Source organism: Pseudomonas sp. VE 267-6A, assembly GCF_024126555.1.
Taxonomy (GTDB): domain Bacteria; phylum Pseudomonadota; class Gammaproteobacteria; order Pseudomonadales; family Pseudomonadaceae; genus Aquipseudomonas; species Aquipseudomonas palmensis.
Window position 1 is genome coordinate 40,447 of record NZ_JAMYBY010000010.1, and the last position, 26,490, is coordinate 66,936.

Sequence of the window (26,490 nt, forward strand, 5' to 3'; positions counted from 1 at the left end):
TCGAAAACTCATGGGTTTTCTGCAGGGAGTGCATACCTTGGACGACGAAATCGAACACGCTACAAATCCGCGACTCAGCGGCTACGCGGTCAAGACCGGGTCCTATTCGCTCGAGCGCCACCTGATCGGCGGCAAGCGCCTGGCACCCGGCTGCTGGGTCAACGGCAAGACCGTCTACGGCGATATCCGCATTGGCTCCAGTGCCTGGGCCACCTACACCCGACCGGTGTTCGCCTACCTGTCAGCGGTGGATACCCTGCGGCTCAACGGCCTGAGCAACCAGCGCCATGCCATCACCTTTGCCCAGGGCCACAGCAAGCAGTTCATCCGTGAAGTGGACGCGCCCTATTCGGTGTCGTCGGCCATCGAGCGGGTCAATATCCTCTCCAGCCTGCACACCGGCTTTGTCGACGACATCGCCTGGGGGGCGCCGAACGACAACCGCCTGACGCTGCTGCTGCCCGGCAGCGGGGTGTTCGCCATCTACCAGATGAACCTGGTGTATGCCCATTGCGCGACCTCGGCCGGACAGCTGAGCAAGGCGTTTCGCACCAGCAAGACGCTGGCCACGCAGGGGCGTACCGACCTGTACTTCCTGTCGGCCATCAGCACGGCCGTGTATGTGGCGGTGGCCGATGCCGCGGCCACCCCTCCGATTGCCTGGGATGCCCTGCAGCGCAAGGTGCTGACCGAAGGTTACGAGGTTGAATGCAATGCCGGCGCCTGGTCGTTCGATTTTTCCGCAAGCCAGAAGATTCACTACAAGTACTGAGGGAACCGTCATGAGTGAAGACAACGTGTTTGGCGCCGACTCCCCCGCACAGCGCGGGAGCTACCACATCGACAAGTACCTCTTTGGCGGTGACAAGGTACGCCAGGCCTGCTGGATAAAGGATGCCACCGAGTTCGGCCAGATGTTCGACGGCAAGCGCTGGTGGGACATGTATTCGGTGCCGGTTGCCGCTTACGTGGAGCATGTCGGCACCGTCCAGGTACCGAGCAACGGCGAGGATGAACGCACCTTCGAGGTCACCCATGGCTTTACCCGAAGCTTCAGCCGTACCACCGAAGTGTCTGGTGGCGTGCAGCTGGAATTCAAGGGCGTGGGGGTGAGTTCAGAGGTCCGGGTATCGTTCCAGGCTGCGCAAAGCTGGAACGACTCCACCACCCAGAAGCATACCCGCAAGCTGGTCGGCCCCGGGGTGTTCTATGCCTATCAGGTGCACATCCTGTACGCACACTGTGTGATGGGCGCGTCGGAGATCGATTACTACTTCGAGCACAACAAGGTGCTGCCGATTCTCGATGCCGACGCGCAGGTGATGCGCGAAGACCTGATCTACCTGTCGTCGGTTGCCACCGACACGCTGGTCACGGTGCTGGAGGAGGCCTCGGTGGACCCGCTCGGCTGGGACGAACTGCAGAAAAAGGTGTTGTTCGAGCACTACAGTTCCCGGAAGAACGCGGGCTGCTGGCGCTTCGATTTCAGCGTGAACGAGCGCTACCCGCGCGGGTGATGCGCCGCGCTGGCCTGCGTCGGCAGGCCAGCGGGCATGCCATCAGAAGCTGTCCGAGGTCCTGAAGCCGCCGCCCCCGCTGCTGTCGGAGCTGGAGAAGCCGCCACTGCTGCTGGAGCTGCTGCTCGAACTGCTGGAACTGGAGCTGCTCCAGCTCGACCCCGAGCTGCTACTGCTGTACGAGTTGCGCTCGACGGCGACGCGCGGCACCAGTTCGCGGTGTTCGCGGATGGTCCCGACCAGATAGCCCAGGGTGACATCGCGGGTCATGTAGTCCGACAGCAGACGTTCGATGCCCAGCGTTGCCTTGTACTGATAGCCGTCGTCACGGAAGAAGTCGGTGCGCAGCGCGCGCTCCAGCTCCTTGGCCCGGTCATAGGACTGCTGGGCCAGGCCATGGGTCTGGCGCGCCTCGGCCAGTGCCCGTTCCACGCCGTCGACCTGCGGGTACAGCCGCTGCAGCTGCAAGGCGATCTGGTCGTCTGCGGTATCGGGGGTCTTCTTCACCTGCTCGAGCAGTTGCTCGATGCTCTTGGCCTGCAACTGGTCGGTGAGCCACTGGCGGGCACGCAGGTAGTGCGGGTCCTGGTTGTGGGTGAATGCGGTCAGTTGCGCGTGAATGTCGTTGGCCTGCTGCTTGCTGGCCACGGTCTGCTTGTACAACGCCTTGTGCGCTTCGCGCAGCGGCTCCATGCCTGCCTGCTGCTGGGCGTCGGCCAGTTGCTGGCCGGTGCTTTGCTCCAGCGCGGCAATGTGCGCGTCGCGTTCGAGCTGCAGTGCCTCGTTGCGCTGCTGCATGTTGAGCAGGTTCAGCTCGTTGCTGCGGTTGCCGCTGTAGTCGACCTGCCTGGCCAGCCAACCATCGAGCCAGCGGCTGATGCGGCCCAACCGATACTGTTCGGTGCCGAAATCGCGATCACGCAGGAAGTGGTAGATCGGGTTGCGGCCGAACATCGGCAGCTTGTCGGCACACTCCTGGCGTATGTCGGCATACCCGGTGACGGTTTCGAGGTTGGCGGCGATGGCCTGTTCCAGCTGGTGCATCTGCGCCGTGTAGGTCGGGTCCTGGGCCAGTTGGTCGCGGGCCTGGCGGTCGAGGTCGTCGAGGCGCTCCTGTACCTGCGCGGTCTCCTCCAGCGACTGGGCGATCTGCTGCTCGACCTCCAGCAGTTGCTGGCGCAACTGCCCCTGGGCCAGCTGGCGTTCGTGCAGGGCCTGAACCACCTCGTCCTGCAGCGACGGGGCGTGCTCCAGCTGCAGGGTCGCGATGCTGCGCAGGCGGGTCAGGATGTCCTGTTCGAGCGCCATCTGGCGCTCGGTGGCACTGGCCAGTTGTTGTTCTGCGTCGCGCAGCACGTGCTCGAAACTGCGTGCATTGTCGGCGACGATACCGATGAGCTTGCTGGGTCTCATGTCATCACCAGTCCAGGATCATGTCGGGTTTGGCGACACGTTGGTTGAATTTCAGGCTCAGCATGTTGGCAGGCTTGCTGCCCATGGCGAGGTCGTCGATGTGGCCGTCGCTGAGTTTGTCTTCCTTGACCTTGAGGTACTCGGCCTGGCTGACCCGCACACCAAAGTAGGACGCCCAGCGCGATTCGCCGGTTTCCGAACTGGTGACCGGCACGCTGATCGGGTTGCCGGCGGCGTCCACGGCCTCGACCACCAGGTACCAGCTCTTGCCCTGCAGGGAGTCACCGCCCTGGTTGCACAGCGCCTGGTCATAGCAGCGCTCGACCCCCGACTTGACGCCGTAGCGGTCCACCACCCGCAGCTCCAGTGCCTGACGGGCGAACACCAGCAGGCTGTCAAGCGTCGACAGGTGGTCGCTGGCCTGGCGTGCCTGCAGGGCGTCGATGGCCTTGTCGACCTGGGCGGCCTGGGCACGCACCACCCGCAGGTCGTTCGGCGGCAGGCGCAGGGCGGGCAACTGCTGCTCGATTTCGTCCAGGCGCCGGATCAGCGGCTGGACCTGCTGAATGCGATCGAGCTGGCTTTCGAGCTCACCGACCTCACGGTCGACCACCTCGATGCCCTGGGTGTCGGCGTTGCCGATGGCCTGGTCGGCCACCCGGGCCTGCTGCGCCATCACCCCGAAACGCTTGGCGCCTGCGGTGAACGCCGGGTTGTGCAGTACGGCCTGCAGGCGGCTGCGGGCATCGATAATGACCTGGACGTTACTCAGGCCCTTGTCGGCCTGCCTCAGTTGCGCGCGCGCCGACTGGGTGTTGCGTTCGTAGGTATCGAGGTCCTGCTGCACGCTGTCGCGGTTGTCGCTGTCGATCAGTTGCGGCCACGGTCGGTGCGTCAGCAGTGTCTGAACCTGCGTCAGCCGCTCGGCAAGCGGCCCCAGCAGGCGCGTGGCCGCGGGCTCGGGCTGTTGCGCGACGGCTTGCTGCAGCGCATCGAGGCGCGACTGGTGCTGCGCAAGGTCGGCGCTCAGATCGCTGCTGCGATACTCGGCCGTACGGACGTTGTCCTGCACCTTGGAGGTCTTGGCGGTGTCGTTCACCACCCGGGTGCACTGTACGGCCAGCAGCGCGACGACGATCAGTTGCAGGATGCGCATGAGCTTCCTGCGGTTGAGCAGCAGGCGCGTGGTCAGGCGTTGCAATGCGGTCTGTTCGGGCGCCTCGAAGGCCAGGCGCCGGGCGAAGAACGCCCGCACACCCTGTTCGATCAGCGCATCGTCATAGGCGATGCCCTGGGCCTGGTAGTAGGTGCGGATACGCTCGGCGACTTCAGCGCGGCGCTGCGGCAGGTTCAGGTGCTCCTGCACCTGCATCTGCTGATGGCGCAGCTGGTCGACCACCGCCATCGCGCCCAGCTGTTCGGACAGAGGAACACTGCTCATCAGGCGGCCTTGGTCAGCAGGGCGGCGAACTTGCGCTTGGCCTCTTCGACGGCTTCGGCGATATCCCGGGCGGCGTTGCTCGACTCTGCGCGGTAGGTGTCGGCCATCTGCTTCATGTCGGTCTGGAACGACAGCGTGGCGTCAGCCAGGGCGCGCACCGAGTCGACCTTGATGGTCGAGCCATAGCTGGCCTTGACCGCGGCTTCGAGCTGCTGGTTGCCGGTGCTGCCCAGCGACTCCAGGCCCTGGCTGATGCCGTCGGTGGTGGCATTGAGGGTGTGGGTGGCTTCGGCCAGGCCGCTGTTGGCGGTGAACGACACGGCAAGCCCGGTGAGCACCACTTCGTTGGTGGAAAAGAACGACACCATGCGCTGGTATTGACGCTCCTTGATCACGTGCACCTGATTGATGCGTGCAAAGACCATTTCGGCGGTGTTGTAGCCGACCTTCAGGTCATCGGCGATGTCCTTGATGATCTGGTAGCGCTTGTCTTCGTCCTGCAGGGCGCGCACGGCTTCATCACGGCCCAGTTCCAGCGCGGCGCGTGCGGCGGGCTCGGCGCTTTCGGCGTCGGCGACCCGGGCGTTGGCCTCGTTCAGGGCCAGGGTGCGCTGCTGCAGGGCCTCGCCAGCGATGGCCAGCACCTGCTGGGCTTCCACCTCGGCGGCTTTCATGGCCATGCGAAAGTCCATGTACGACTCCAGGATCACGCTCTCGCGGGCGATCTGGTCGTTGGCCGACTTGCACACCTTCAGGTAGTTTTCGCGGATATCGGCAAAGCGGCTGGGGATGGAGCCGCGACGCACGTTCATCCAGGTCAGCTTGATCTTTTCCATCGCGTCCAGGCGCCCGTCATCCATCCAGCCGGCCATGGCGGCGGCGTCCTCGCGGATGGAGGTGAAGCTCTGCGTGATGTCCATGAAGCGCGTGGAGATGTCCATGCCTTCGATCTGCTCGCGCACCATGCTGTTGAAGCTGGTGGCCTGCTGCAGCACGGTGGCGATGGAGGTGACCTTGGTGGTGTCGTAGTGGGCCACGCGGTCCAGCAGTACCAGAACCGGGGCATCCTGAACGGGCTGGATGAAGTTGATGCCGATGGTGCGCAGGCTGGTGAGTGCCCGTTCCAGGTAGTGGCTCATTGAGTGTCCTTACAGGTGTGGCAAAAATAATGAGGCCGGCAGTATACCGAGCACGCCAGCGCCCCGCAGGCTTTCGCACAACCAAAAAAAATGCCCGCCTCCGTATCAGAGGCGGGCATTGCATGCAGCAGCGTGTCAGTTGGCGTTTACGCCGCCTTAGCAGCCTGCTGGCTCAGCGAGCGGTTCAGTGCGCTGAACAGCGCCTTGAAGCTGGCGGTGGTGATGTTTTCATCGATACCCACGCCGTGCACCGGACGACCACCAGCCACGCGCAGTTCGATGTAGGCCGCCGCCTTGGCGTGGGTACCGGCACCGATGGCGTGCTCGTTGTAGTCCATGATTTCCACGGCTACCGGCAGGCCGGCCACCAGGGCCTCGAGGGCGCCGTTGCCCTTGCCGCGCCAGTGCAGGGTGGTTTCGCCTTCACCGGCCACTTCCACTTCCACGGCGCTGTGGCCGTTCTCTTCCTGCAGGCGATGGCTGACCAGCGCATACGGGGCGTTGGCTTGCAGGTACTCGCTCTGCAACAGCTTGTAGATCTGCTGGGCGGTCATTTCCAGGCCCAGGCGGTCGGTCTCGCCCTGTACCACCTGGCTGAACTCGATCTGCATGCGACGCGGCAGGCTGATGCCGTATTCCTGTTCGAGCAGGTAGGTGATGCCACCCTTGCCCGACTGGCTGTTGACGCGGATCACCGCCTCGTAGCTGCGGCCGATGTCGGCCGGGTCGATCGGCAGGTACGGTACTTCCCACAGGGTGTCTTCTTTCTGCTGGGTGAAACCCTTGCGGATCGCATCCTGGTGCGAGCCGGAGAACGCGGTGTGCACCAGGTCGCCCACATACGGATGACGCGGGTGTACCGGGATCTGGTTGCACTCTTCGACCACCTTGCGCACGCCGTCGATGTCGGAAAAGTCCAGCTCCGGGTCCACGCCCTGGGTGTAGAGGTTCAGGGCCAGGGTCACCAGGTCGACGTTGCCGGTACGCTCGCCGTTGCCGAACAGGCAGCCTTCGACACGGTCGGCGCCGGCCATCAGGCCAAGCTCGGTGGCAGCCACGCCGGTGCCACGGTCGTTGTGGGTGTGCAGGCTGATGATCACGCTGTCACGGCGCGACACGTTGCGCCCGAACCACTCGATCTGGTCGGCATAGATGTTCGGGGTGGAAACTTCCACGGTGGCTGGCAGGTTGAGGATCACCTTGTGTTCGGGGGTCGGGTTCCACACCTCGATCACCGCGTCGCAGACTTCCTTGGCGAACTCCAGTTCGGTAGCGCTGAAGGTCTCTGGCGAGTACTGGAACGTCCAGTGGGTTTCCGGCTGCTGGGCGGCGTACTTGACGAACAGCTTGGCCGCGTTCACCGCGATGTCCTTGACGCCCTGCTTGTCCTGGTTGAAGACAATGCGGCGGAATGCCGGGCAGGTGGCGTTGTACAGGTGCACGATGGCCTTCTTGGCCCCGCGCAGCGATTCGAAGGTACGTGCGATCAGGTCTTCACGGGCTTGGGTCAGCACCTGGATGGTGGTGTCGTCCGGGATGTGGCCGTCTTCGATCAGGGTGCGCACGAAGTCGAAGTCGGTTTGCGAGGCCGATGGGAAGGAGGCCTCGATTTCTTTCACGCCCACGCTGACCAGGGTCTTCCAGAAGCGCAGCTTCTTGACCGCATCCATCGGCTCGATCAGCGACTGGTTGCCGTCGCGAAGGTCCGAGCTGCACCAGATCGGCGCGGCCGTGATGGTCTTCGAGGGCCAGGTGCGGTCAGGCAGGTTTACCTGAGCGAAGGCACGGTATTTTTTCGAAGGGTCTTTGAGCATGGTCATGAAAGCAATCCTTATTGTGCGGCCTTGAAAGGGGCCCGCCGAACGTACAAGTGATGAATGGGCGAGGCGACGCGATTCAGCTTGGTAGTCGGGCACTGACCAGGCAAAGGCTGCGATGTTGGCGAAGCAGGATGAGGGTGTGCGTGGTTTTCATGGGTTCAACCCTAACCAGTGGGGTGAACGATGGCAAGCACTGCAAAAAAATTGAGAGGAATGCTTAAAAACTGAAGAATGTCGTGATTTTATAGCGCCGACCAATCAAAAAGACCGCGCCAGTTGCGCGGTCTTTTTGATTGGCGCAAGACGCTGATCAGGGCTGGAAGGCCCCGATGAAGATCGCCGGATCGACCCGTGCGTCGTTCAGGCTGACGTTCCAGTGCATGTGTGGCCCGGTGGCGCGGCCGGTGGAGCCCACCCGTCCGACGATGGCGCCACGGCTCAGTTGCTGGCCGGGTTTCACGTCGATCTTCGACATATGGCAGAACATGCTGATGAAGCCCTGGCCGTGGTCGACGAACACGGTGTTGCCGTTGAAGAAGTAGTTGCCGATCAGGATCACCTTGCCGTTGGCCGGGGTCTTGATCGGGGTACCGGCGGGCACGGCGAAGTCCAGGCCGGCATGCGGGTTGCGTTCCTCGCCGTTGAAGAAGCGGCGCACGCCGAACTTGCTCGACAGCGGGCCGTTGACCGGCTTGTCGAGGAGCAGGTTGCTCGGCAGGTTGGGGCTGAAGCTGCGGTAGGCCTTGATCTGCTCGGCCAGCTCGGCGTCGATGCGCTTGAGGTCGGCCGGGTTGGGGTTGACCTGGCGCTGGTTCTTCAGGGTGATGCGCTGCTCGGGGTACTTCTTGCTGGCGACCGTGAAGCTCAGGGTGCGCTCGCCCTGGGTCAGGCTGGCGGTGCCGGGCTTCTGGGTCAGCGGCAGGCCGACAATGGCCAGCCAGGTGTCCTGCTCGCGTACCACCAGCACTGGCTTGCCGTCGAAGCGCGCCTGAGGGGCCTGGGCGGCGGGGCCGAGGTCGACCACCGCGACGCCGCCGGGCACCGGCTTGTTCAACTGGCGGGTGATGTAGCTGGCCTGGGCGCTGCCGGCGAAGGCCAGGCAGAGGACGAGCAGCGGGGCAAACAGTCGGGGCATGAGTCAGTCCAGTAGAGAGAGCGTGACCGGGGTCAGGTGGTTGTCTTCGACCCGCACCTGCAGCTCGCCTTCGCCCAGGCGGGCGGTCAGGCGCTGGCCGTTGCGGGTCTGCGCGGCGCTGCGGATGGCCTGGCCGCGCTCGTCGAGCAGGATGCTGTAGCCACGGCTGAGGGTGGCCAGCGGGCTGACCACCTGCAGTGTCTGCACCTGCACCTGCAGGTGCTGGCGGCGGGTGGCGAGGGTCTGGCGCATGGCTCGCGGCAGGCGCTCGGCGAGGTTGTCCAGGCGTTGCTTGAGCAGCGCCAGGGCACGCCCGGGGTGCTGCGCGGCCAAGCGGGTATCCAGGCGTGCCAGGCGTTCGCGGCGCTGGTTCAGGCGCTGCTCGAAGGCGCGGCGCAGGCGCATGTCCAGGTCGTCGAGGCGCTGGGCCTGCTGGCGCAGGCGTTCGCCGGGGTGGCGCAGACGCCGCGCCAGGCTGTCCAGGCGCAGCCGGTCATGGGCCAGGCGGTTCTGGATGCGCAGCAGCAGGCGGCGTTGCAGGCTTTCCAGGCGTCGGCCCAGGTCGCTGCTGTCGGGGGCCAGCAGTTCGGCGGCGGCCGAAGGGGTGGGGGCGCGCACGTCGGCGACGAAGTCGCTGATCGACACGTCGGTTTCATGCCCCACGGCGCTGACGATGGGCGTGACGCAGGCGGCGATGGCACGGGCCACGGCTTCTTCGTTGAAGCACCAGAGGTCTTCCAGCGAGCCGCCGCCACGGGCCAGGATCAGCGCGTCGAAGCCTTGCGCATCGGCGCGTTGCAGGGCCCGCACGATCTGGTTGATGGCTTCGCGGCCCTGCACGGCGGTGGGTATCAGGGTCAGCTCCACCTGCGGGGCGCGACGGCGGAACACGCTGATGATGTCGCGGATCACCGCGCCGGTGGGCGAGCTGACGATGCCGATACGCTGCGGGTGGGCGGGCAGGGCGCGCTTGCGTTCACTGCTGAACAGGCCCTCGTTGCCGAGCTTTTCCTTGAGCGCGTCGAAGGCCAGGCGCAGGGCGCCGTCACCGGCCGGTTCGACGGTGTCGAGGATCAGCTGATAGTCGCCGCGCCCCTCGAACAGCGAGACCTTGCCACGCACCTTGACCGCCAGGCCGTCGCGCAATACCTGGCGCACGCGGGCGGCGTTGTTGCGAAACAGTGCACAGCGCACCTGGGCGCCGCTGTCCTTGAGGGTGAAGTAGACGTGGCCGGAGGCGGGCCGGGCGAGGTTGGAGATTTCGCCCTCGACCCAGATGTTGCTGAACACGTCCTCGAGCAGCACGCGGGCGCGGCCGTTGAGCTGGCTGACGGTAAGGACCTCGCGGTCCAGGCCGAGTCTTTCGAAAGGGTCTCTGATCATGCGGGGCATCATAAAGGGAATCGTGCGGTCTTTGCAGTCCCGGCAGGTGGCGGCGCTGCTTGCCGGCTCCTACAGGTCATGCGCGGTCTCTTGCAGGAGACGACGTTGCCGGCTCAGCCCTGCATGTGCTCCACAAACTGATGCACCAACGGCCCGGCATCACGTCGATAGGCCAGCGCCACCGTACTCACGCACCCCGCGTCGGCCAGCGGCACGAAGCGCAGCGTCGCTGGCGCGATATCGCGCATGCACCGTGGCAGCAAGGCCACCCCGAACCCGGCCTGGATCAACTGCAACTGCGTGGTCTTGCGCGACACCACCCGCGCAGCCCGAGGGAAGAACCCTTCACGCATGCACAGCTCGGCCGACAGGTAGCTCAAGCCACCGCGCTGGCGGTGCGGGATGGAAATGAACGCCTCGTCGCGTAACTGCGCCAGGTACACGCTGGGCTCATCGGCCAGCGGGTGGTCTGCGGCCACCGCCAGCAGCAGCGGTTCGTCGAACAGCGGCTGCACGCACAGCCCTTCGTGCTGGCGCAGCACCGGCAGGCGCAGCAGGCCGAACTCCAGGCGACCTTCGGCCAGTTCCTCCAGTTGCGCCTCGGAAGACAGCTGCGCGATGTCCATCGACACGCCGGGGTTGTGCTGCAGGTAGCCCGTGAGCCGATCCAGCAGCGCGCCGGTCAGCGGCACCGTGCTCGAATGGCTCAGGCGCAGGCTGCCGCGCAGGCCCTGACCGATTTCGGTGGCCAGGCGGCAGGCCTTCTCCAGCTCGCCCAGCAGGTTGCGGGCCCGCGGCAGAAACGCCAGGCCCGCTGCGGTCAGGCGCGGCTGGCGGGCGGTGCGTTCGAACAGCGGGGTGGCCAGCTGACTCTCCAGCTCCTTTATCTGCCGGCTCAGCGCCGACTGCGCGACGAACAGGCGCTCGGCGGCAGCACTGAAACTGCCGGATTCGGCAATCTCGACGAAGTAGCGTAATTGTCGGGTGGAGATCATGAGGGATGCCTTTTCGAGATGGCTGATGGCGCAATTGCATATTAGTCGGCATGGCTGGCCAATGGCTAAAGTTGGTCTGAACGCTGCCTCACTCACGACTCAGGCATACACCATGCTCTCCACACTGCTCGACTCGCTCCCTTTCACTGCGCTCCAATGGCTGCCGATACTGCTTGGCATCGGCGTCGCCTACATCGTGTTCGGCATCGCCGGCTTCGGCACCGCACTGGTCGCCGGGCCGGTCCTGATCAACTTCATGCCGCTGTCGCGCATCATCCCGTTGCTGGTGCTGCTGGACTTCGTCGCTGCCTTCGGCAACTGGCTGCCGGCGCGCAAGGCCGTGGTGCGCGGCGAACTGCTGCGCCTGCTGCCGTGCATGGCCATCGGCTGCACCCTGGGCGTGGTGTTCCTGCTCAACCTCAAGTCCGACCTGCTGCTGTTGCTGATGGGCCTGTTCATCAGCGCCTATGCGCTCTACAGCCTGGCGGTGAAGGTCAAGCCGGCGCGCCTGAATGCCGGCTGGTCGGTGCCGATGGGCATCACCGGCGGCCTGTTCGGTGCGCTGTTCGGCAGCGGCGGCTTCCTCTATGCCATCTACCTCAATGCCCGGCTCGACGCCAAGGAGCAGGTGCGCGCGACCCAGAGCGCGCTGATCAGTTGCAGCACCGTGGTGCGCCTGAGCCTGTTCCTGATTGCCGGGGTGTACGCCGACCTGCCGTTGCTGCTGCTTGCCCTGTGCCTGCTGCCGATGATGTTCGCCGGCCTGTGGGTGGGGCGCCGGCTGACCCTGAAGATGTCTCGCGAAACCTTCGTGCGGCTGGTCACCTGGCTGGTGCTGGCCAGCGGCATCGCGCTGATCGCGCGCTACCTGAGTGAGGTAAACTGGCACCTTTAACCTGTTCGGCCGCCTTCATGACATTCCAGAGCATCATCGTCCCCAAGATCTCCACCGTGCCGGTGCACGAGCCGCGCGCCCGCGCGATCCTGCGCTGGCTGGTACGCGAAAAGGTGATCGAGGAACAGCTCAGCACCTGCGGGCGCACCGGCAACCGCATGGGCTATGCCATCGCCGAGGGTGCGCGCAAGGTGGTCGAGCGGCCGCAGCTGCTACCGTACGGCCAGCCCGTCAATGGCCTGGAAGTCATCTACAAGCGCTGCATCTATACGCCCACTGAAGGCTTTCTCGAAGAAGCCGGCTGCGCCGAGTGCCGCCGGGAAGTGGGGGTGGAACTGTTCGCCAGCCTGGAAGAGTGGATGCCCGGCATCAGCGACAACTTCACCTGCCCGCGCTGCGGCCATGAAGACGACATCAACGGCTTCCTTTACCTGCAGCCCTGTGCCTTTTCCAACCTGGGGTTCATCTTCAACAACTGGGGCGAGGCCGGTTTCAAGCCGTCTTTCATCGATGCCTTTGCCGACTGGCTCGACCAGCCGGTGGCAGTGGTGCAGGTAAAGCTGCAAGACAACTGACCGAAGGCCCATCTTTACATTGAGTCACACGGCGCGCATGAGTATAATGGCGCGCTTCCATTTTCCCGCCCGGGAGCCCCCGCGATGCTGCGTATCAGCCAAGAAGCCCTGACCTTCGACGACATTCTCCTAGTACCCGGTTACTCCGAGGTGCTACCTAACGAAGTCAGTCTCAAGACCCGTTTGACCCGTGGCATCGAGCTGAATATTCCACTGGTTTCCGCCGCCATGGATACCGTGACCGAAGCCCGTCTGGCCATTGCCATGGCCCAGGAAGGCGGCATCGGCATCATCCACAAGAACATGACCATCGAGCAGCAGGCTGCCGAAGTGCGCAAGGTCAAGAAGTTCGAGGCCGGCGTGGTCAAGGACCCGATCACCATCGAGGCCGACGCCACCGTACGCGACCTGTTCGAACTGACCCGCCTGCACAACATCTCTGGCGTGCCGGTGCTGCACAACGGCGACCTGGTCGGCATCGTCACCTCCCGTGACGTGCGCTTCGAAAACCGCCTCGACGCCACCGTGCGTGAAGTGATGACGCCCAAAGAGCGTCTGGTCACGGTCAGCGAAGGCGCCGACAAGAACGAGGCCCGCGAGCTGCTGCACAAGCACCGCATCGAGCGCGTACTGATCGTCGACGACAAGTTCGCCCTCAAGGGCATGATGACCGTCAACGACATCGAGAAAGCCAAGGCCTACCCGCTGGCCAGCAAGGACGACCAGGGTCGCCTGCGCGTCGGTGCTGCAGTGGGTACCGGCAAGGACACCGGCGACCGCGTGACCGCACTGGTTGCTGCCGGCGTCGACGTGGTGGTGGTCGACACCGCCCACGGCCACTCCAAGGGCGTTATCGACCGCGTGCGCTGGGTCAAGCAGAACTTCCCCGACGTGCAGGTGATCGGCGGCAACATCGCCACCGGCGCAGCCGCCAAGGCCCTGGCCGAAGCCGGCGCCGACGCGGTCAAGGTCGGTATCGGCCCTGGCTCGATCTGCACCACCCGTATCGTCGCCGGCGTCGGCGTGCCGCAGATCAGCGCCATCGCCAATGTGGCTGCCGCGCTGGAAGGCACCGGCGTACCGCTGATCGCCGACGGTGGCATCCGCTTCTCCGGTGACCTGTCCAAGGCCATCGTCGCCGGCGCCAGCGCCGTGATGATGGGTTCGATGTTCGCCGGTACCGAAGAGGCCCCGGGCGAGATCGAGCTGTTCCAGGGTCGTTCCTACAAGGCCTACCGCGGCATGGGCTCGCTGGGTGCGATGTCCCAGGCCCAGGGTTCCTCGGACCGCTACTTCCAGGACTCCTCGGCCGGTGCCGAGAAGCTGGTACCGGAAGGTATCGAAGGTCGCGTGCCGTACAAGGGCACCCTGACCGCGATCATCCACCAGCTGATGGGCGGCCTGCGTTCCTCGATGGGTTACACCGGCAGCGCCAACATCGAAGAAATGCGTACCAAGCCCGAGTTCGTGCGCATCACCGGTGCCGGCATGGCCGAGTCCCACGTGCATGACGTGCAGATCACCAAGGAAGCGCCAAACTACCGCGTAGGTTGATGCTCCTGGCAATACCTGTAAGCGGGGCTGTTCACGACAGCCCCGCGTCGTTTCCGATTACCACTGACGAGATTGAGTCATGGCCCTCGACATTCACGCTCACCGTATCCTGATCCTCGACTTCGGTTCCCAGTACACCCAGCTGATCGCCCGCCGCGTGCGCGAAATCGGCGTGTACTGCGAACTGCACCCGTTCGACATGGACGACGAGGCGATTCGCGAATTCGCCCCCCGCGGGATCATCCTCGCCGGCGGCCCCGAGTCGGTGCACGAAGCCGACAGCCCGCGCGCGCCACAGGCCGTATGGGACCTGGGCGTACCGGTATTCGGTATCTGCTACGGCATGCAGACCATGGCCGAGCAGCTGGGCGGCAAGGTTGAAGGTTCCGAGCTGCGCGAGTTCGGCTACGCCCGTGTCGATGTGGTCGGCAAGAGCCGCCTGCTCGACGGCATCGAAGACCACGTCGACGCTGACGGCGTATTCGGCCTGGACGTGTGGATGAGCCACGGTGACAAGGTCACCCGCATCCCGGAAGACTTCCACATCCTGGCCAGCACCCCAAGCTGCCCGATCGCCGGCATGTTCAACGATGATCGCGGCTACTACGGCGTGCAGTTCCACCCGGAAGTGACCCACACCAAGCAGGGCGGCCGCATCCTGTCGCGCTTCATCCTCGACATCTGCGGCTGCGAAGCACTGTGGACCCCGTCGAAGATCGCCGAAGACGCAATCGCCCAGGTGCGCGCCCAGGTCGGCACCGACAACGTGTTGCTGGGCCTGTCCGGCGGCGTGGACTCCTCGGTGGTTGCGGCGCTGCTGCACAAGGCCATCGGTGACCAGCTGACCTGCGTGTTCGTCGACAACGGCCTGCTGCGCCTGCACGAAGGCGAGCAGGTGATGGCCATGTTCGCCGAGAACATGGGCGTCAAGGTGATCCGTGCCAACGCCGAGGACCAGTTCCTGAACAACCTGGCCGGCGAAGCGGACCCCGAGAAGAAGCGCAAGATCATTGGTCGTACCTTCATCGACGTGTTCGATGCCGAGTCGAACAAGCTGCACAACATCAAGTACCTGGCCCAGGGCACCATCTACCCCGACGTGATCGAGTCGGCCGGTGCCAAGAGCGGCAAGGCCCACGTGATCAAGTCGCACCACAACGTCGGTGGCCTGCCGGAGGAAATGAACCTCAAGCTGGTCGAGCCCCTGCGCGAACTGTTCAAGGACGAAGTCCGTCGTCTGGGCCTGGAGCTGGGCCTGCCGTACGACATGGTCTACCGTCACCCGTTCCCGGGCCCGGGCCTGGGTGTGCGCATCCTGGGTGAAGTGAAGAAGGAATACGCCGACCTGCTGCGTCGTGCCGACCACATCTTCATCGAAGAGCTGCGCAAGGCCGACTGGTACCACAAGGTCAGCCAGGCCTTCGTGGTATTCCAGCCGGTGAAATCGGTGGGCGTGGTCGGTGACGGCCGTCGTTACGCCTGGGTGGTGGCGCTGCGTGCGGTCGAGACCATCGACTTCATGACCGCGCGTTGGGCGCACCTGCCATACGAACTGCTGGAAACCGTCAGCGGCCGCATCATCAACGAGATCGAAGGCATCTCGCGCGTCACCTACGACGTATCGAGCAAGCCGCCTGCGACGATCGAGTGGGAATGATCGGGCGTCCGGCATCCGCCGGAACCCGCTAGCGACCTACAGCCGAAAGCCCGCGTAACTGCGGGCTTTTTGCTACGCGCCTTTTGTCAGGAGAAGTACATGGTCAACCGCGTGTTCAACTTTCCCATCGACGCTACCATCGAGGCCATCGGCGGGCGCTGGAAGTGCTCCATCCTGTGCCACCTGATGGAAGGCCCCAAGCGCACAGGCGAGCTGCTGCGCCTGATGCGCCCCTTGTCGTCGAAGGTGCTCACCGAGCAACTCAAGGAGTTGCAGGGCGATCTGCTGGTCGAGCGCGAAGCCTTCCCTGGCAAGGTACCCAAGGTGCTGTATCGGGTGACCGAGCACGGCCGCACCTTGCAGCCGATCATCGATGCGATGTGCCAGTGGGGTGCCCTGCATTCAGGTAATGCGCTGGCCACCGAGACACCGCCGGCGCCCGCCGAAGGCTGAACTCAGGCCGCCTGGGCAAATTGGCGCAGGTAATCCAGGTAACCTTCGGCGTTGGCCTCCAGCTCCGCCGGGTCGATGGCGTACTCGGCACCATAGAACACCCACGGGCGTACCGGCAGTGCTTCGATGTAGCGGAGGGTGACTTCCAGCGGGCGCAGCAGTTCGTCCAGGCTGTAGCTGTAACGCCCGCCGGCCCTGTAATCGTCTTGCCTGATGCCGGCAGAAATCGCCATGCCAACACGTTTGCCCGCCAGCTGGCGCTGCCCTTCGCCGTGGCCGTAGGCAAAGTCGTGGGTGAGCACTTCGTCCTGCCATTGCTTGAGCAGCGGCGGGGTGCTGAACCAGTAGAACGGGAACTGCCACACGATGCTGTCATGGGCGCGAACCAGTGCCTGCTCGGCTTCCACGTCCAGCGCGCCGCCCTGGGGATACACCTCGTACAGGCGGTGCAGGGTGACGTTCATGTCGCTGGCTTCAAGGGCTTTCAACCAGGCCTGGTTGACCACGGATTTTTCCAGGTTGGGGTGGGCGAGAATGATCAGGGTGCGCATGGCTCGGGACTCCAGTGATTGAGGCGGGCAATCTAGGGCGGGCGCCAGATCCCCACAAGTACGCACCTTTTTGTAACCACCCGGGGCCGACCACGCGGTTTCACGTTGAACCGCAGGCGCGGCGGTTTTCACCAAGCCATCGATAAAAAAGATATACACTCGCCCGCATCTATAAAAACAACGTACCCGGGTAATGCCAATGATGACTCTGCGTCAGATCCGCCACTTCATTGCCGTGGCCGAGACCGGTTCGATCTCGGCTGCGGCCCAGGCGGTGTACATCTCCCAGTCCACTCTGACCCTGGCCATCCAGCAGCTGGAACAGGAAATCGGCGTGAGCCTGTTCAATCGCCACGCCAAGGGCATGCACCTGACCCACCAGGGCCATCAGTTCCTGCGCCAGGCGCACCTGATCCTGGCCACGGTGGACAACGCCAAGCGCAGCCTGCAGCAGAGCACCGACCAGGTCGCCGGCCAGCTGGTGGTGGGGGTGACCAGCCTGGTGGCGGGTTACTACCTGGCCGACCTGCTCACGCGCTTCCAGCGTGCCTACCCCAACGTCGAAATCCGCGTGATGGAAGACGAGCGACCGTACATCGAGCACCTGCTGGTCAGCGGCGAAATCGATGTGGGCGTGCTGATACTCTCCAACCTCGAAGACCGTCACGCCCTGCAATCGGAGGTGCTGACCCACTCGCCCTACCGGCTGTGGCTACCGGCCCAGCACCCGTTGCTCGAAAAAGACAGTATCAACCTGGGCGACGTGGCCCGGGAGTCGCTGATCCAGCTGAACGTCGACGAGATGGACCACACCGCCCAGCGCCAGTGGGCGCAGGCCGGGCTGCAGCCGCGCATCACCCTGCGCACGGCCTCGACCGAGGCGGTGCGCAGCCTGGTGGCAGCGGGCCTGGGGGTGTCGATACAGCCTGACATGACCTACCGCCCGTGGTCGCTGGAAGGCGACATCATCGAGGCCCGCCCGATTGCCGACCTGACCCAGACCCTCGACGTGGGCCTGGCCTGGCGCCGCGGCACGGCGCGCCCGGCGCTGGTCGACCCGTTTCTGACGGTCGCCCGCGAGCAGCCCCACGGCGGGCGCAAGTCATCCCTTTAGCCGCATGGCCACACCACAATAAGGAACCCTGCACATGCCAGTCGCGCAGACCCCGTTGTCCACCGCACTCCTGATCGATGGCGAACTAGTCGCAGGCGAGGGCGTCGTCGAGCCGATCCTCAACCCGGCCACCGGCCAGGTGCTGACCCCTATCGCCGAAGCCAGCGCCGAGCAGACCGAGGCCGCGATCCTGGCCGCCCACCGCGCGTTCGCCGGCTGGGCCCGCACCACGCCGCAGCAGCGCTCCAACCTGCTGCTGGAGATCGCCAGTACCGTCGAGCAGCACGCCGACGCCTTCGCCCGGCTCGAAGCGCTGAACTGCGGCAAGCCGCTGCACCTGGCGCGCAAGGACGACCTGAGCGCCACCGTCGATGTGTTCCGCTTCTTCGCCGGCGCGGTGCGCTGCCAGACCGGTCAGCTCAGCGGCGAATACGTACCCGGCTACACCAGCATGGTGCGCCGCGACCCGATCGGGGTGGTGGCATCGATCGCGCCGTGGAACTACCCGATCATGATGGCCGCCTGGAAGATCGCGCCGGCCCTGGCCGCAGGCAACACCCTGGTGTTCAAGCCGTCCGAACACACCCCGCTGTCGATCCTGGCCCTGGCGCCGGCGCTGGCGCGGATCCTGCCGCGCGGGGTGATCAACATCATCTGCGGCGGTGGCGAGAACGTCGGCGCTCACCTGGTCGGCCACCCCAAGGTCCGCATGGTCTCGCTGACCGGCGATATCGTCACCGGGCAGAAGATCCTCTCCACAGCGGCCAAAACCCTCAAGCGCACCCACCTGGAACTGGGCGGCAAGGCCCCGGTGATCGTCTGCGACGATGCCGACCTGCAGGCGGTGGTCGAGGGCGTGCGTGCCTATGGCTACTACAACGCCGGGCAGGACTGTACCTCGGCGTGCCGGGTCTACGCCCAGGCCGGCATTCACGACCGGCTGGTGGCCGAACTCGGAGCTGCGGTCAGCAGCATTCGCTATGCCGGCGCGCACGATGCCGACAACGAGATCGGCCCGCTGATCAGCACGCGCCAGCGCGACCGGGTGTCCAGCTTCGTCGAGCGCGCCCTCAGCCAGCCGCACGTGGAGTGCGTCACGGGTGCGGCGATGCATGCCGGGCCCGGGTTCTACTACCAGCCGACGCTGCTGGCAGGCTGCCGGCAAACCGACGAGATCGTCCAGCGCGAGGTGTTCGGCCCGGTCGTCACCGTGACCCGTTTCGACGAGCTGGCCCAGGCCGTGGACTGGGCCAACGACTCCGAATATGGCCTGGCCTCGTCGGTGTGGACCCAGAACCTGGACAAGGCCATGCAGGTGGCGGCGCGCCTGCAGTACGGCTGCACCTGGATCAACAGCCATTTCATGCTGGTCAGCGAAATGCCCCACGGCGGGCTCAAGCGCTCGGGCTACGGCAAGGACCTGTCCAGCGACTCGCTGCAGGACTACAGCGTGGTGCGGCACATCATGGCGCGCCACGGGCAGCACCTGTAGGCCGCTACCCCCGGTGCACGGGGAGCATTCGATTTAATCGAATGCTCCCTTGAGTTTTTAGTAATTGTCGATCCGCTACCCGTGTCTTAGTGTCTGGCCCCATACCGGCCTGTGCCCACCGTGCAGCGCCTGGACAAGCGGTCCATCGGCTTCGGCGATCGGCTACCGCCACAACAATAACCAGACACCCACCGCCCAGGCGGCCCCTCTGACTCGTCTGCCATAACTACAACATTGCAAGTGCGCCCCAGTGCGAGAGGAACCTACCGATGCAATTCCAGTTTCTGTTACCTACCAAGATCGTCATGGAACCTGGCCTGCGCCAGCGTACCGGCGAGCACCTGACCGACCTGGGCCTGCGCCACGTGCTGCTGGTCACCGACCCGGGCGTGAAGAACGCCGGCCTGCTCGACAGCATCTATACCAGCCTGGACAAGGCCGGCGTGCGTTATGACGAGATCGTCGACGTCAAGCCCAACCCGCGCAGCGAAGACGTCAACCGCGCCGCCGAGCTGTATCGCGGCAAGGGCATCGATGGCGTGCTGGCAGTGGGCGGCGGCAGTGCGATGGACGCGGCCAAGGCGATCAGCGTACTGCTGACCCACGACGGCAAGGTCGAGGACTACGAAGGTGCCTTCACCCTCAAGGGCCCGGTGCTGCCTATCGTGGCGATCCCGACCACCGCAGGCACCGGCAGCGAGGTCACGTTCTTCTCGGTGATCACCGACACCCGCCGCCAGTTCAAGATGAGCATCCTGGACTACCGCATCGGCCCGGTTCTGGCGCTGCTCGACTCGGACATCACCGCCACGCTGCCGCCGCACATCGCCGCCGCCACCGGCATGGACGCGCTGACCCACGCCATCGAGGCCTACACCGGCAAGCCGGCCAACCCGATCAGCGACGGCCTGGCCCTGCATGCCATTCGCCTGATCGCGCAGTACCTCAAGCCCGCCGTGCAGGAGCCGGACAACCGCGAGGCCCGCGAACAGATGCTGATCGCCAGCCTGATTGCCGGCATGGCCTTCGGCAATGCCGACATCGCCAGCGTGCACTGCATCTCCGAAGCCATCGGCGGCATGTACGACACCCCGCACGGGGTGGGCAACGCGATCTTCCTGCCGTTCGTGTTCAGCCATAACCGCGACGCCGACCTGCGCCGCCATGCCGATGTCGCCTATGCCTTGGGCATCGACCCCAATCTTGGCGCCAGCGCTGCCGCCGAAGCGGGCGTGGAGCAGTTGTTCCGCATGAATCGCGAGCTGGGTATTCCGCGTTTTGCCGATGTGGCCGGGGTGCGCGAGGAGGACTTCCTGGCCATCGCAGAGAAGTCCAAGAGCAACATTTCCGATGCGAGCAACGCCAAGGAGATGTCAGTCGAGAGCTACCTCGACGTGATCCGCGCCGCCTACACCTACGCAGCCTGAGGCCCTAACCATGAGCGCATCGACTTCCTCCGCGCACCTGCGCCGGACCCTCGGGCCGGTGTCCGTGCTGTTGTTCGGCCTGGCCTTCATCGCCCCGCTGATCGTGTTCGGCACCTATGGCGTGATTGCCCAGGCCAGCCAGAACACCGTGGCGCTGTCCTATGTGGTGGCCTCCATCGGCGTGATCTTCACCGCCCTGAGCTACGGGCGCCTGGTGCGGATCTTCCCGGCGGCCGGTTCCGCCTACACCTACACCCGCAAGGTGTTCAACCCTGGCATCGGCTTCATGGTCGGCTGGGCCGCGCTGCTGGACTACTTCTTCATCCCGATGCTGATCTGGCTGCTGGGGGCCAGCTACCTGAGCCTGGCGTTCCCGGATGTACCGCAGTGGTGCTGGATCACCGGCTTCATCGTTTCCACCACCTTGCTCAACATCCTCGGCATCCAGGTCGCCAACCGCTTCAACATCATCCTGATGCTGATCCAGCTGACCATCATCGCGGTGTTCATCGCGCTGTGCTGGCACTACGTGTCGGCCATCAACGGCCCGGGCGGTCTGCTCTCGGTCAAGCCGTTCTTCAATGCCGACGTGCCGTTCTCGGCCACCATGGCCGGGGCCGCGATCGCCGCCTATTCGTTCCTGGGCTTCGACGCGCTGTCGACCCTGAGCGAAGAAACCGTCGAGCCCGAGCGCACCATCCCGCGTGCCATCCTGCTGGTGGCCCTGATCGGCGGCAGCCTGTACGTGGGCTCTTCGTACTTCATGTACCTGGCGCACCCGGCGGGCCTGTTCGAGAACATCGACGGCGCGGCCTTCGAAATCGCCAAGACCATCGGTGGCGACCTGTTCTTCGGCGTGGTACTCACCGGCATCATCATTGCCCACTTCGCCGCCGGCTTGTCGTTCCAGGCCAGCGTGGGGCGTCTGCTGTATGCCCTGGGCCGCGACAATCAGCTGCCGCAGAAGCTGTTCGGCGTGCTGCACCCGCGCTACAGGACCCCGGTATTCAACATCGCCCTGTGCGGGGCCTTCGGTTTCGTCGGGTTCGGCCTGACCATCGCCACGGCTACTTCGCTGGTCAACTTCGGCGCCTTCCTGGCCTTCACCTCGGTCAACCTGTGCGCACTGAAACTGACCTTCGACCGCAGCATCGGCGACAAGGCCGGCGTGGTCCGCGGGGTGATCTTCCCCCTGGCCGGCGCCTTCACCTCGGGCTGGATGCTGATCAGCCTGGATGCCGACGCGCTGATTCTCGGCTGTTGCTGGGTGCTGCTGGGGCTGGTGTACCTGGCCTGGCGCACCCGGCTGTTCAGCACGGCAGTGCCTGAAGCCGCACTCTGAAGCTGCGGGCGCCCGGCGCCCGCCCCCCTGTAATGCTCCCCCTGTGCGCAGCCCGGCTGCGGGCACGGGGCGCTTGCGACTTTTTTATGGCGGCGGCCAACCTCGCCGCACAGGAGAACCCATGCAAACCTGCCTGCTGATCAATGGACAACTCATCGCCGGTGAAGGCGAAACCCTGGCGGTGCTCAACCCGTCCCTGGGGGCCACGCTGGTGGAGATCCCCGAGGCCAGCCTGGCCCAGGTCGATGCCGCGGTGTGCGCTGCGGATGCGGCGTTCGACAGCTGGTCGCAGACCACCCCCAAGGACCGTTCGCTGCTGCTGCTCAAACTGGCCGATGCGATCGACGCCCACGCCCCGGAGCTGGCGCGCCTGGAAGCGGACAACTGCGGCAAGCCCTACGCGGCGGCGCTCAACGACGAGCTGCCGGGCGTGGCCGACGTGTTCCGCTTCTTTGCCGGTGCCAGCCGCTGCCTGCAAGGCAGTGCCGCCGGCGAGTACCTGGAAGGGCACACCTCGATGATCCGCCGCGACCCGGTGGGCGTGGTGGCCTCCATCGCACCGTGGAACTACCCGCTGATGATGGCCGCCTGGAAGCTCGGGCCGGCCCTGGCCGCAGGCAATACCGTGGTGCTAAAGCCGTCCGAGCAGACGCCGCTGACCACCCTCAAGCTAGCGCAACTGATGGCGGAGATTTTCCCGGCAGGCGTGGTGAACGTGGTCTTCGGCCGCGGCCCGAGTGTCGGCAAGCCCCTGACCGGGCACCCCAAGGTGCGCATGGTGTCGTTGACCGGCTCGGTGGCCACGGGCAGCCGCATCATCGCCGGCACCGCCGACAGCGTGAAACGCATGCACATGGAGCTGGGCGGCAAGGCCCCGGTGATCGTGTTCGATGATGCCGATATCGATGCCGTGGTCGAAGGCGTGCGCAGCTTCGGCTTCTACAATGCCGGCCAGGACTGCACCGCCGCCTGCCGCCTGTATGTGCAGAAGGGCGTGTACGCGGCGTTCGTGAAGAAGCTCGGCGAGGCGGTGGCCAGCATCCGCTACGGCCTGCAGGACGACCCTGACACCGAGCTCGGGCCGCTGATCACCCAGCAGCATCTGGAGCGCGTGGAAGGCTTTGTGCAGCGCGCCCGCGAGCAGTCGCACATCGAGGTGGTGACCGGTGGCCAGCGTGTCGCCGGGCCAGGGTTCTTCTTTGAGCCGACCGTACTTGCCGGCGCCCGGCAGGACGACGAGGTGGTGCGCCATGAGATCTTCGGCCCGGTAGTCACGGTCACCGCCTTCGACGACGAGGCCCAGGCCCTGGCGTGGGCCAACGATTCGGACTACGGCCTGGCCTCCTCGGTGTGGACCCGCGACGTGGGCCGCGCCCACCGTTTGGCCGCACGCCTGCAATACGGCTGCACCTGGGTCAACACGCACTTCATGCTGGTCAGCGAAATGCCCCACGGCGGCGCCAAGCTCTCCGGCTATGGCAAGGACATGTCGATGTATGGCCTGGAGGACTACACCACCGTGCGCCATGTGATGTTCAAGCACTAGTTGACGCACCAGGCCTAGCGGCCCGGTTGCCGCGAGGCGAAAGCAAGGGCAAGGCCAGGCGGCCTTGCCCTTTTTTCATCGCCGCCTGCCTGGCGTCACAGCGGCACGTACTTCAAGCCGTACCGGGACAGCTGGAAGGCCATTTCCGACAGGTCCGGCAGGCGTCGCTTGTCCAGCCATGGCCAGCTGGCGCGTTCGATATAGATGAACTCACCGTCCCTTGCGATGGGCGTGTAGTGCAGCGCCAGGTCCTTGCTGCGGTGTATCAGGGTCATCTTGCCGTCGATGTCCTTGAAGCCGAACGCCCCCGGTTTGGCCAGCCGGCTTTCCAGCGTGCCCGATGCCGAGGGCGGCTGGGCAATCGGCACCTGCAGGCGCAGGTCGCCCTGCACGCGGGTTTCGCGGATACCGTCGTCCACTGCGTAAAGCCCCGGGTCGCGGCCGACGCTTGCGCTGCTGCCGATTTCGATGTCCTCGACGCGCACACCGATCACACCTTGCAGTTCGCTGACCCCGGGCACGCTCTCGAAGGTGTTGGCGTGGGTGTTGCCCATCAGTGCAACCCATTTGCCGGCGCCATGGGCAGCCTGGTCGGCAGCGATCACGCGGTGGGCGAAGAAGTTCATCATCTTCTGGCGAATCGCGGGTGGTCGGGGGCCCATCCATGCCTGGCGGTAACTGGCCATGCAATCGATGGCCTGTATCCGGATGCCCTGTTTCTGCGCGCTCCTGAGCACCTGCATGAAGGTGTAGCGTTGGGCGGGGTCGGTGTGCCAGCCGCGGTCCAGATCGGTCACGTAGGTCTTGAGTGCCTGGGGCATCTGCCCGGTCTGGTTGAACAGGTCCAGGTCGGCCTGCTGGAAGTCGGTCATCAGGTGCTCCATGTACAGCACCCGCACCTTCTGCTGCTTGAGCAGGGCCATGTTCTCGATCAGAAACTGCTTGCTGCCCAGTTGTGAATGGGCTTCGCCGACCACCAGGCCCTCGCTGTTTTCGTACACGCTGCGAATGATCTGCCTGGCGCTGGCATCGGCAGCCAATGTTGGCAGCGGTGGCCGCTGCGGCAGGCTTGCGGTGCTGAAAAACGCTTCGGCGTCGTCGACCAGCAGGTCGCGCAAGGTGCGAAATTGCGCGTAGGCCTGTTCGCGGGCGGGGTTGTTGGGGGAGAACGTGCGCCCGCTCAGGTTCGACTCCTCGCCACCGTTGGAGGCCTTGAGCAATTCGGGCTGCAGCGCCTTGTCGACTTCATAGGGGGTGGGCACGCGTTCCGGGCCGGGCGCGGGTACCTGGGCCTGGCCCCAGAGCTTGAGGCGAAAGCGTGGCGCCCCGCCTTTCAGACCCTGCTCCAGCGGTTGCCATACGCCTTCGTCGTTCAGGCCAATGGGCACGTTGCGGTAGAACGAGTAGGGGTTTTGCGGGTCGACCACCGCCCATGAACGCAGCTCGCCGATGTAGCGCACGTGATAGGGGAACCCGTCTATCTGGGCATAGAAGCCATCGTCCAGGGTGTAGATACCCTGGAATTTGCCGCTGCCGGTGGCGTGCCCGTCCAGCAGCACGTTGGTTTCGAACGGGGCCAGCAGTTGCGAGCGCTCGGCCGGTATCAGCGGCGCAGGTGCCCACTCGGCGAGTTCCGCCGGGGTGGCCATTGGCGTGTGTTCGGGCTCGACGGGTGCAGTGTGCGTGGCCGCGTCCAGGCTGGGTTCGATCTCGGCGATTTCACCGGTGACGGCCGGGCCTGCGAGCAGGGTGGCATTGAACAGCGTGTTGATGGCCGCCAGCACGGCGCCGATCACGCCGGCCTTGCGTTGGGCAGTGGTGTGCCCGTTGACCGCCTGATCGATGTTCAGGCCGGTTTCGGCCAGCCCGGCGCCCACGGCAGCCAGCGCTACCGGCCAGTCGACCGCGGCCATGGCACTGGCGAACGTGCCGAAGGCCTTGAGGTAGCCGATCCACAGTTGCTTGCGCAGGTCGGCGTTGGAGCGCAGCGAGAAGTGCGCATCGTCGATCATGCGCTGACGCGCTGCATCGCGCAGGTGGGTGAACCCGTCGCCATGCACGGTCGTGTTCGACTGGTTGAGTGCGTCGTGACCGTTGCCGCCCCAGTTGTTGAACAGCACGTCGATCAGGTGCTCGAGCCCCACCGCGCTGGCTTTTTCGCCGTGGTCCGCAAGGGCGAAGTGGGTCATGAAGCGTGCGCGGTTCTGCGCCGCATTGGTGTTGTGCAGCACCCACCAGTACAGCTCGCTGTGGTTGGCGAACAGGTGCAGGGCGTCGACCTCGCCCGGGATGTAGAGCAACTGGTAACCGTCGTCGAGTTCTACCCGCAGGATATCGGTGGCCACATGGCCGCCGATGTCGAAGGTGCACAGGCGCACCCCCGCCACCGGCCTGGCCTGTTGTTGCAACTGGCTCAGCGAGGGCGGCCAGCTGGCGTCACCGGCCAGGGCAGTGGCCACCCGCCGCAAGCGTGCCAGGCGGGCGGGGTCGGTCTGGTGCGCGCAGGTTTCGAGCACCTTGCTCAGGAAGTTGGCCTTGGCCAGGGTGCGGAAGTTGTCCGAATGACGGGCCCAGAAGCGGGTCAGGTCCTGGTGGAAGGCGCTGCAGAAGTCGACCTTCCACAGCTCGTCGAGTACCTCGCGCGGGGCCATCGGCACTTCATCGCGCTCATCGAACAGGCCTGTACCCGGCCCGCGGCTGTAGAAGCCGGTGCGGTAGCCGAGCAGGTCGGCGTTGTCCTGGTCGTTGACATCGAACCGCTGCATCACCAGTTGCGGCAGTGTCAGCGATTCGCTGGGCGGGCCGAGGTGTTCCCAGCCGCTGAAGGTGCGCGGGCTGCTATGCGCGGTGTTGAACCGGTGCAGGTACACCGCGTCCGGGTCCAGCGTGCTGCGGGTGTGTTTCTTCAGGATATGGCTGGCGATTTCGCGGGCCATCTGGCGCATGTCGGGGCAATGCTTGACCAGTTGTCGGGCCAGGTTCTGCAGCTGTTCGTGGTCGTGGGTCTGTTGGGCGGTCAGGGGCATGGCGGTACTTCCGTG

Annotated in this window: 21 protein-coding genes; 12 read left to right on the top strand and 9 right to left on the bottom strand. The window is 65.2% G+C overall.

Annotated features, from left to right (window positions below; translation table 11 throughout):
* Positions 1-37 precede the first annotated feature (37 nt).
* Positions 38-772: a monalysin family beta-barrel pore-forming toxin gene (locus NJH59_RS13370; RefSeq protein WP_157811420.1), complete on the top strand. Its 735-nt coding sequence runs from the start codon at positions 38-40 to the stop codon at positions 770-772.
* 10 nt (positions 773-782) lie between these two features.
* Complete coding sequence (locus tag NJH59_RS13375; RefSeq protein ID WP_253086872.1) at positions 783-1,517, top strand: monalysin family beta-barrel pore-forming toxin; 735 nt, start codon at positions 783-785, stop codon at positions 1,515-1,517.
* A gap of 42 nt (positions 1,518-1,559) precedes the next feature.
* Here NJH59_RS13375 and NJH59_RS13380 read toward each other — a convergent pair whose 3' ends face one another.
* The 7 genes from NJH59_RS13380 to NJH59_RS13410 form a co-directional block, all read right to left on the bottom strand.
* Positions 1,560-2,930, bottom strand: coding sequence for a hypothetical protein (locus tag NJH59_RS13380; RefSeq protein WP_253086873.1), 1,371 nt, complete (start codon positions 2,928-2,930; stop codon positions 1,560-1,562).
* 4 nt (positions 2,931-2,934) lie between these two features.
* Positions 2,935-4,371 carry a DUF6384 family protein gene (locus NJH59_RS13385; protein WP_253086874.1) on the bottom strand — a complete coding sequence of 479 codons (1,437 nt, stop codon included), beginning with the start codon at positions 4,369-4,371 and terminating at the stop codon, positions 2,935-2,937.
* Complete coding sequence (locus NJH59_RS13390) at positions 4,371-5,510, bottom strand: hypothetical protein (protein WP_043860401.1); 1,140 nt, start codon at positions 5,508-5,510, stop codon at positions 4,371-4,373. The genes NJH59_RS13385 and NJH59_RS13390 overlap by 1 nt, the downstream gene beginning before the upstream one ends.
* A gap of 146 nt (positions 5,511-5,656) precedes the next feature.
* On the bottom strand, positions 5,657-7,330 hold the full coding sequence (gene leuA, locus NJH59_RS13395; protein ID WP_043860402.1) for a 2-isopropylmalate synthase: 1,674 nt from the start codon (positions 7,328-7,330) through the stop codon (positions 5,657-5,659).
* A 310-nt stretch (positions 7,331-7,640) separates the two neighbouring features.
* A complete protein-coding gene (locus NJH59_RS13400; RefSeq protein WP_088514575.1) occupies positions 7,641-8,465 on the bottom strand; it encodes a M23 family metallopeptidase in 825 nt (274 codons plus the stop codon).
* Between the two features lie 3 nt (positions 8,466-8,468).
* Positions 8,469-9,848 carry an exodeoxyribonuclease VII large subunit gene (gene xseA, locus NJH59_RS13405; RefSeq protein WP_253086875.1) on the bottom strand — a complete coding sequence of 460 codons (1,380 nt, stop codon included), beginning with the start codon at positions 9,846-9,848 and terminating at the stop codon, positions 8,469-8,471.
* A gap of 113 nt (positions 9,849-9,961) precedes the next feature.
* A complete protein-coding gene (locus NJH59_RS13410; protein ID WP_088514574.1) occupies positions 9,962-10,843 on the bottom strand; it encodes a LysR substrate-binding domain-containing protein in 882 nt (293 codons plus the stop codon).
* 124 nt (positions 10,844-10,967) lie between these two features.
* Between NJH59_RS13410 and NJH59_RS13415 the strand changes: the two genes are divergently transcribed.
* The 5 genes from NJH59_RS13415 to NJH59_RS13435 all read left to right on the top strand — a co-directional run bounded on the left by NJH59_RS13415 (position 10,968) and on the right by NJH59_RS13435 (position 15,977).
* A complete protein-coding gene (locus tag NJH59_RS13415) occupies positions 10,968-11,738 on the top strand; it encodes a sulfite exporter TauE/SafE family protein (protein WP_043860657.1) in 771 nt (256 codons plus the stop codon).
* Positions 11,739-11,755: 17 nt separating this feature from the next.
* Positions 11,756-12,313, top strand: a complete 558-nt coding sequence (locus NJH59_RS13420; protein ID WP_054915068.1) for a hypothetical protein — start codon at positions 11,756-11,758, stop codon at positions 12,311-12,313.
* Between the two features lie 84 nt (positions 12,314-12,397).
* A complete protein-coding gene (guaB, locus tag NJH59_RS13425; RefSeq protein WP_043860652.1) occupies positions 12,398-13,867 on the top strand; it encodes an IMP dehydrogenase in 1,470 nt (489 codons plus the stop codon).
* 79 nt (positions 13,868-13,946) lie between these two features.
* On the top strand, positions 13,947-15,524 hold the full coding sequence (gene guaA / locus NJH59_RS13430; protein ID WP_043860651.1) for a glutamine-hydrolyzing GMP synthase: 1,578 nt from the start codon (positions 13,947-13,949) through the stop codon (positions 15,522-15,524).
* A gap of 99 nt (positions 15,525-15,623) precedes the next feature.
* Positions 15,624-15,977, top strand: coding sequence for a helix-turn-helix domain-containing protein (locus tag NJH59_RS13435; RefSeq protein ID WP_043860650.1), 354 nt, complete (start codon positions 15,624-15,626; stop codon positions 15,975-15,977).
* A 2-nt stretch (positions 15,978-15,979) separates the two neighbouring features.
* On the opposite strand, the gene NJH59_RS13440 is transcribed toward NJH59_RS13435, so the two are convergent.
* Positions 15,980-16,528 (bottom strand): NAD(P)H-dependent oxidoreductase, encoded by a 549-nt coding sequence (locus tag NJH59_RS13440; RefSeq protein WP_043860649.1) that lies wholly within the window; start codon positions 16,526-16,528, stop codon positions 15,980-15,982.
* 199 nt (positions 16,529-16,727) lie between these two features.
* Between NJH59_RS13440 and NJH59_RS13445 the strand changes: the two genes are divergently transcribed.
* From NJH59_RS13445 to NJH59_RS13465, 5 genes are all read left to right on the top strand, one after another.
* Entirely contained in the window at positions 16,728-17,642 is a 915-nt protein-coding gene (locus NJH59_RS13445) for a LysR family transcriptional regulator (RefSeq protein WP_078480109.1), read from the top strand.
* Between the two features lie 34 nt (positions 17,643-17,676).
* Positions 17,677-19,134 carry a gamma-aminobutyraldehyde dehydrogenase gene (locus NJH59_RS13450; RefSeq protein WP_253086876.1) on the top strand — a complete coding sequence of 486 codons (1,458 nt, stop codon included), beginning with the start codon at positions 17,677-17,679 and terminating at the stop codon, positions 19,132-19,134.
* A gap of 269 nt (positions 19,135-19,403) precedes the next feature.
* A complete protein-coding gene (locus tag NJH59_RS13455) occupies positions 19,404-20,561 on the top strand; it encodes an iron-containing alcohol dehydrogenase (RefSeq protein ID WP_043860647.1) in 1,158 nt (385 codons plus the stop codon).
* Between the two features lie 10 nt (positions 20,562-20,571).
* Complete coding sequence (locus tag NJH59_RS13460) at positions 20,572-21,903, top strand: APC family permease (RefSeq protein WP_043860646.1); 1,332 nt, start codon at positions 20,572-20,574, stop codon at positions 21,901-21,903.
* Between the two features lie 121 nt (positions 21,904-22,024).
* Positions 22,025-23,449, top strand: coding sequence for a gamma-aminobutyraldehyde dehydrogenase (locus tag NJH59_RS13465; RefSeq protein ID WP_054915058.1), 1,425 nt, complete (start codon positions 22,025-22,027; stop codon positions 23,447-23,449).
* A gap of 95 nt (positions 23,450-23,544) precedes the next feature.
* Here NJH59_RS13465 and NJH59_RS13470 read toward each other — a convergent pair whose 3' ends face one another.
* Positions 23,545-26,475 carry a membrane-targeted effector domain-containing toxin gene (locus NJH59_RS13470; RefSeq protein WP_253086877.1) on the bottom strand — a complete coding sequence of 977 codons (2,931 nt, stop codon included), beginning with the start codon at positions 26,473-26,475 and terminating at the stop codon, positions 23,545-23,547.
* Between the last annotated feature and the right edge of the window lie 15 nt (positions 26,476-26,490).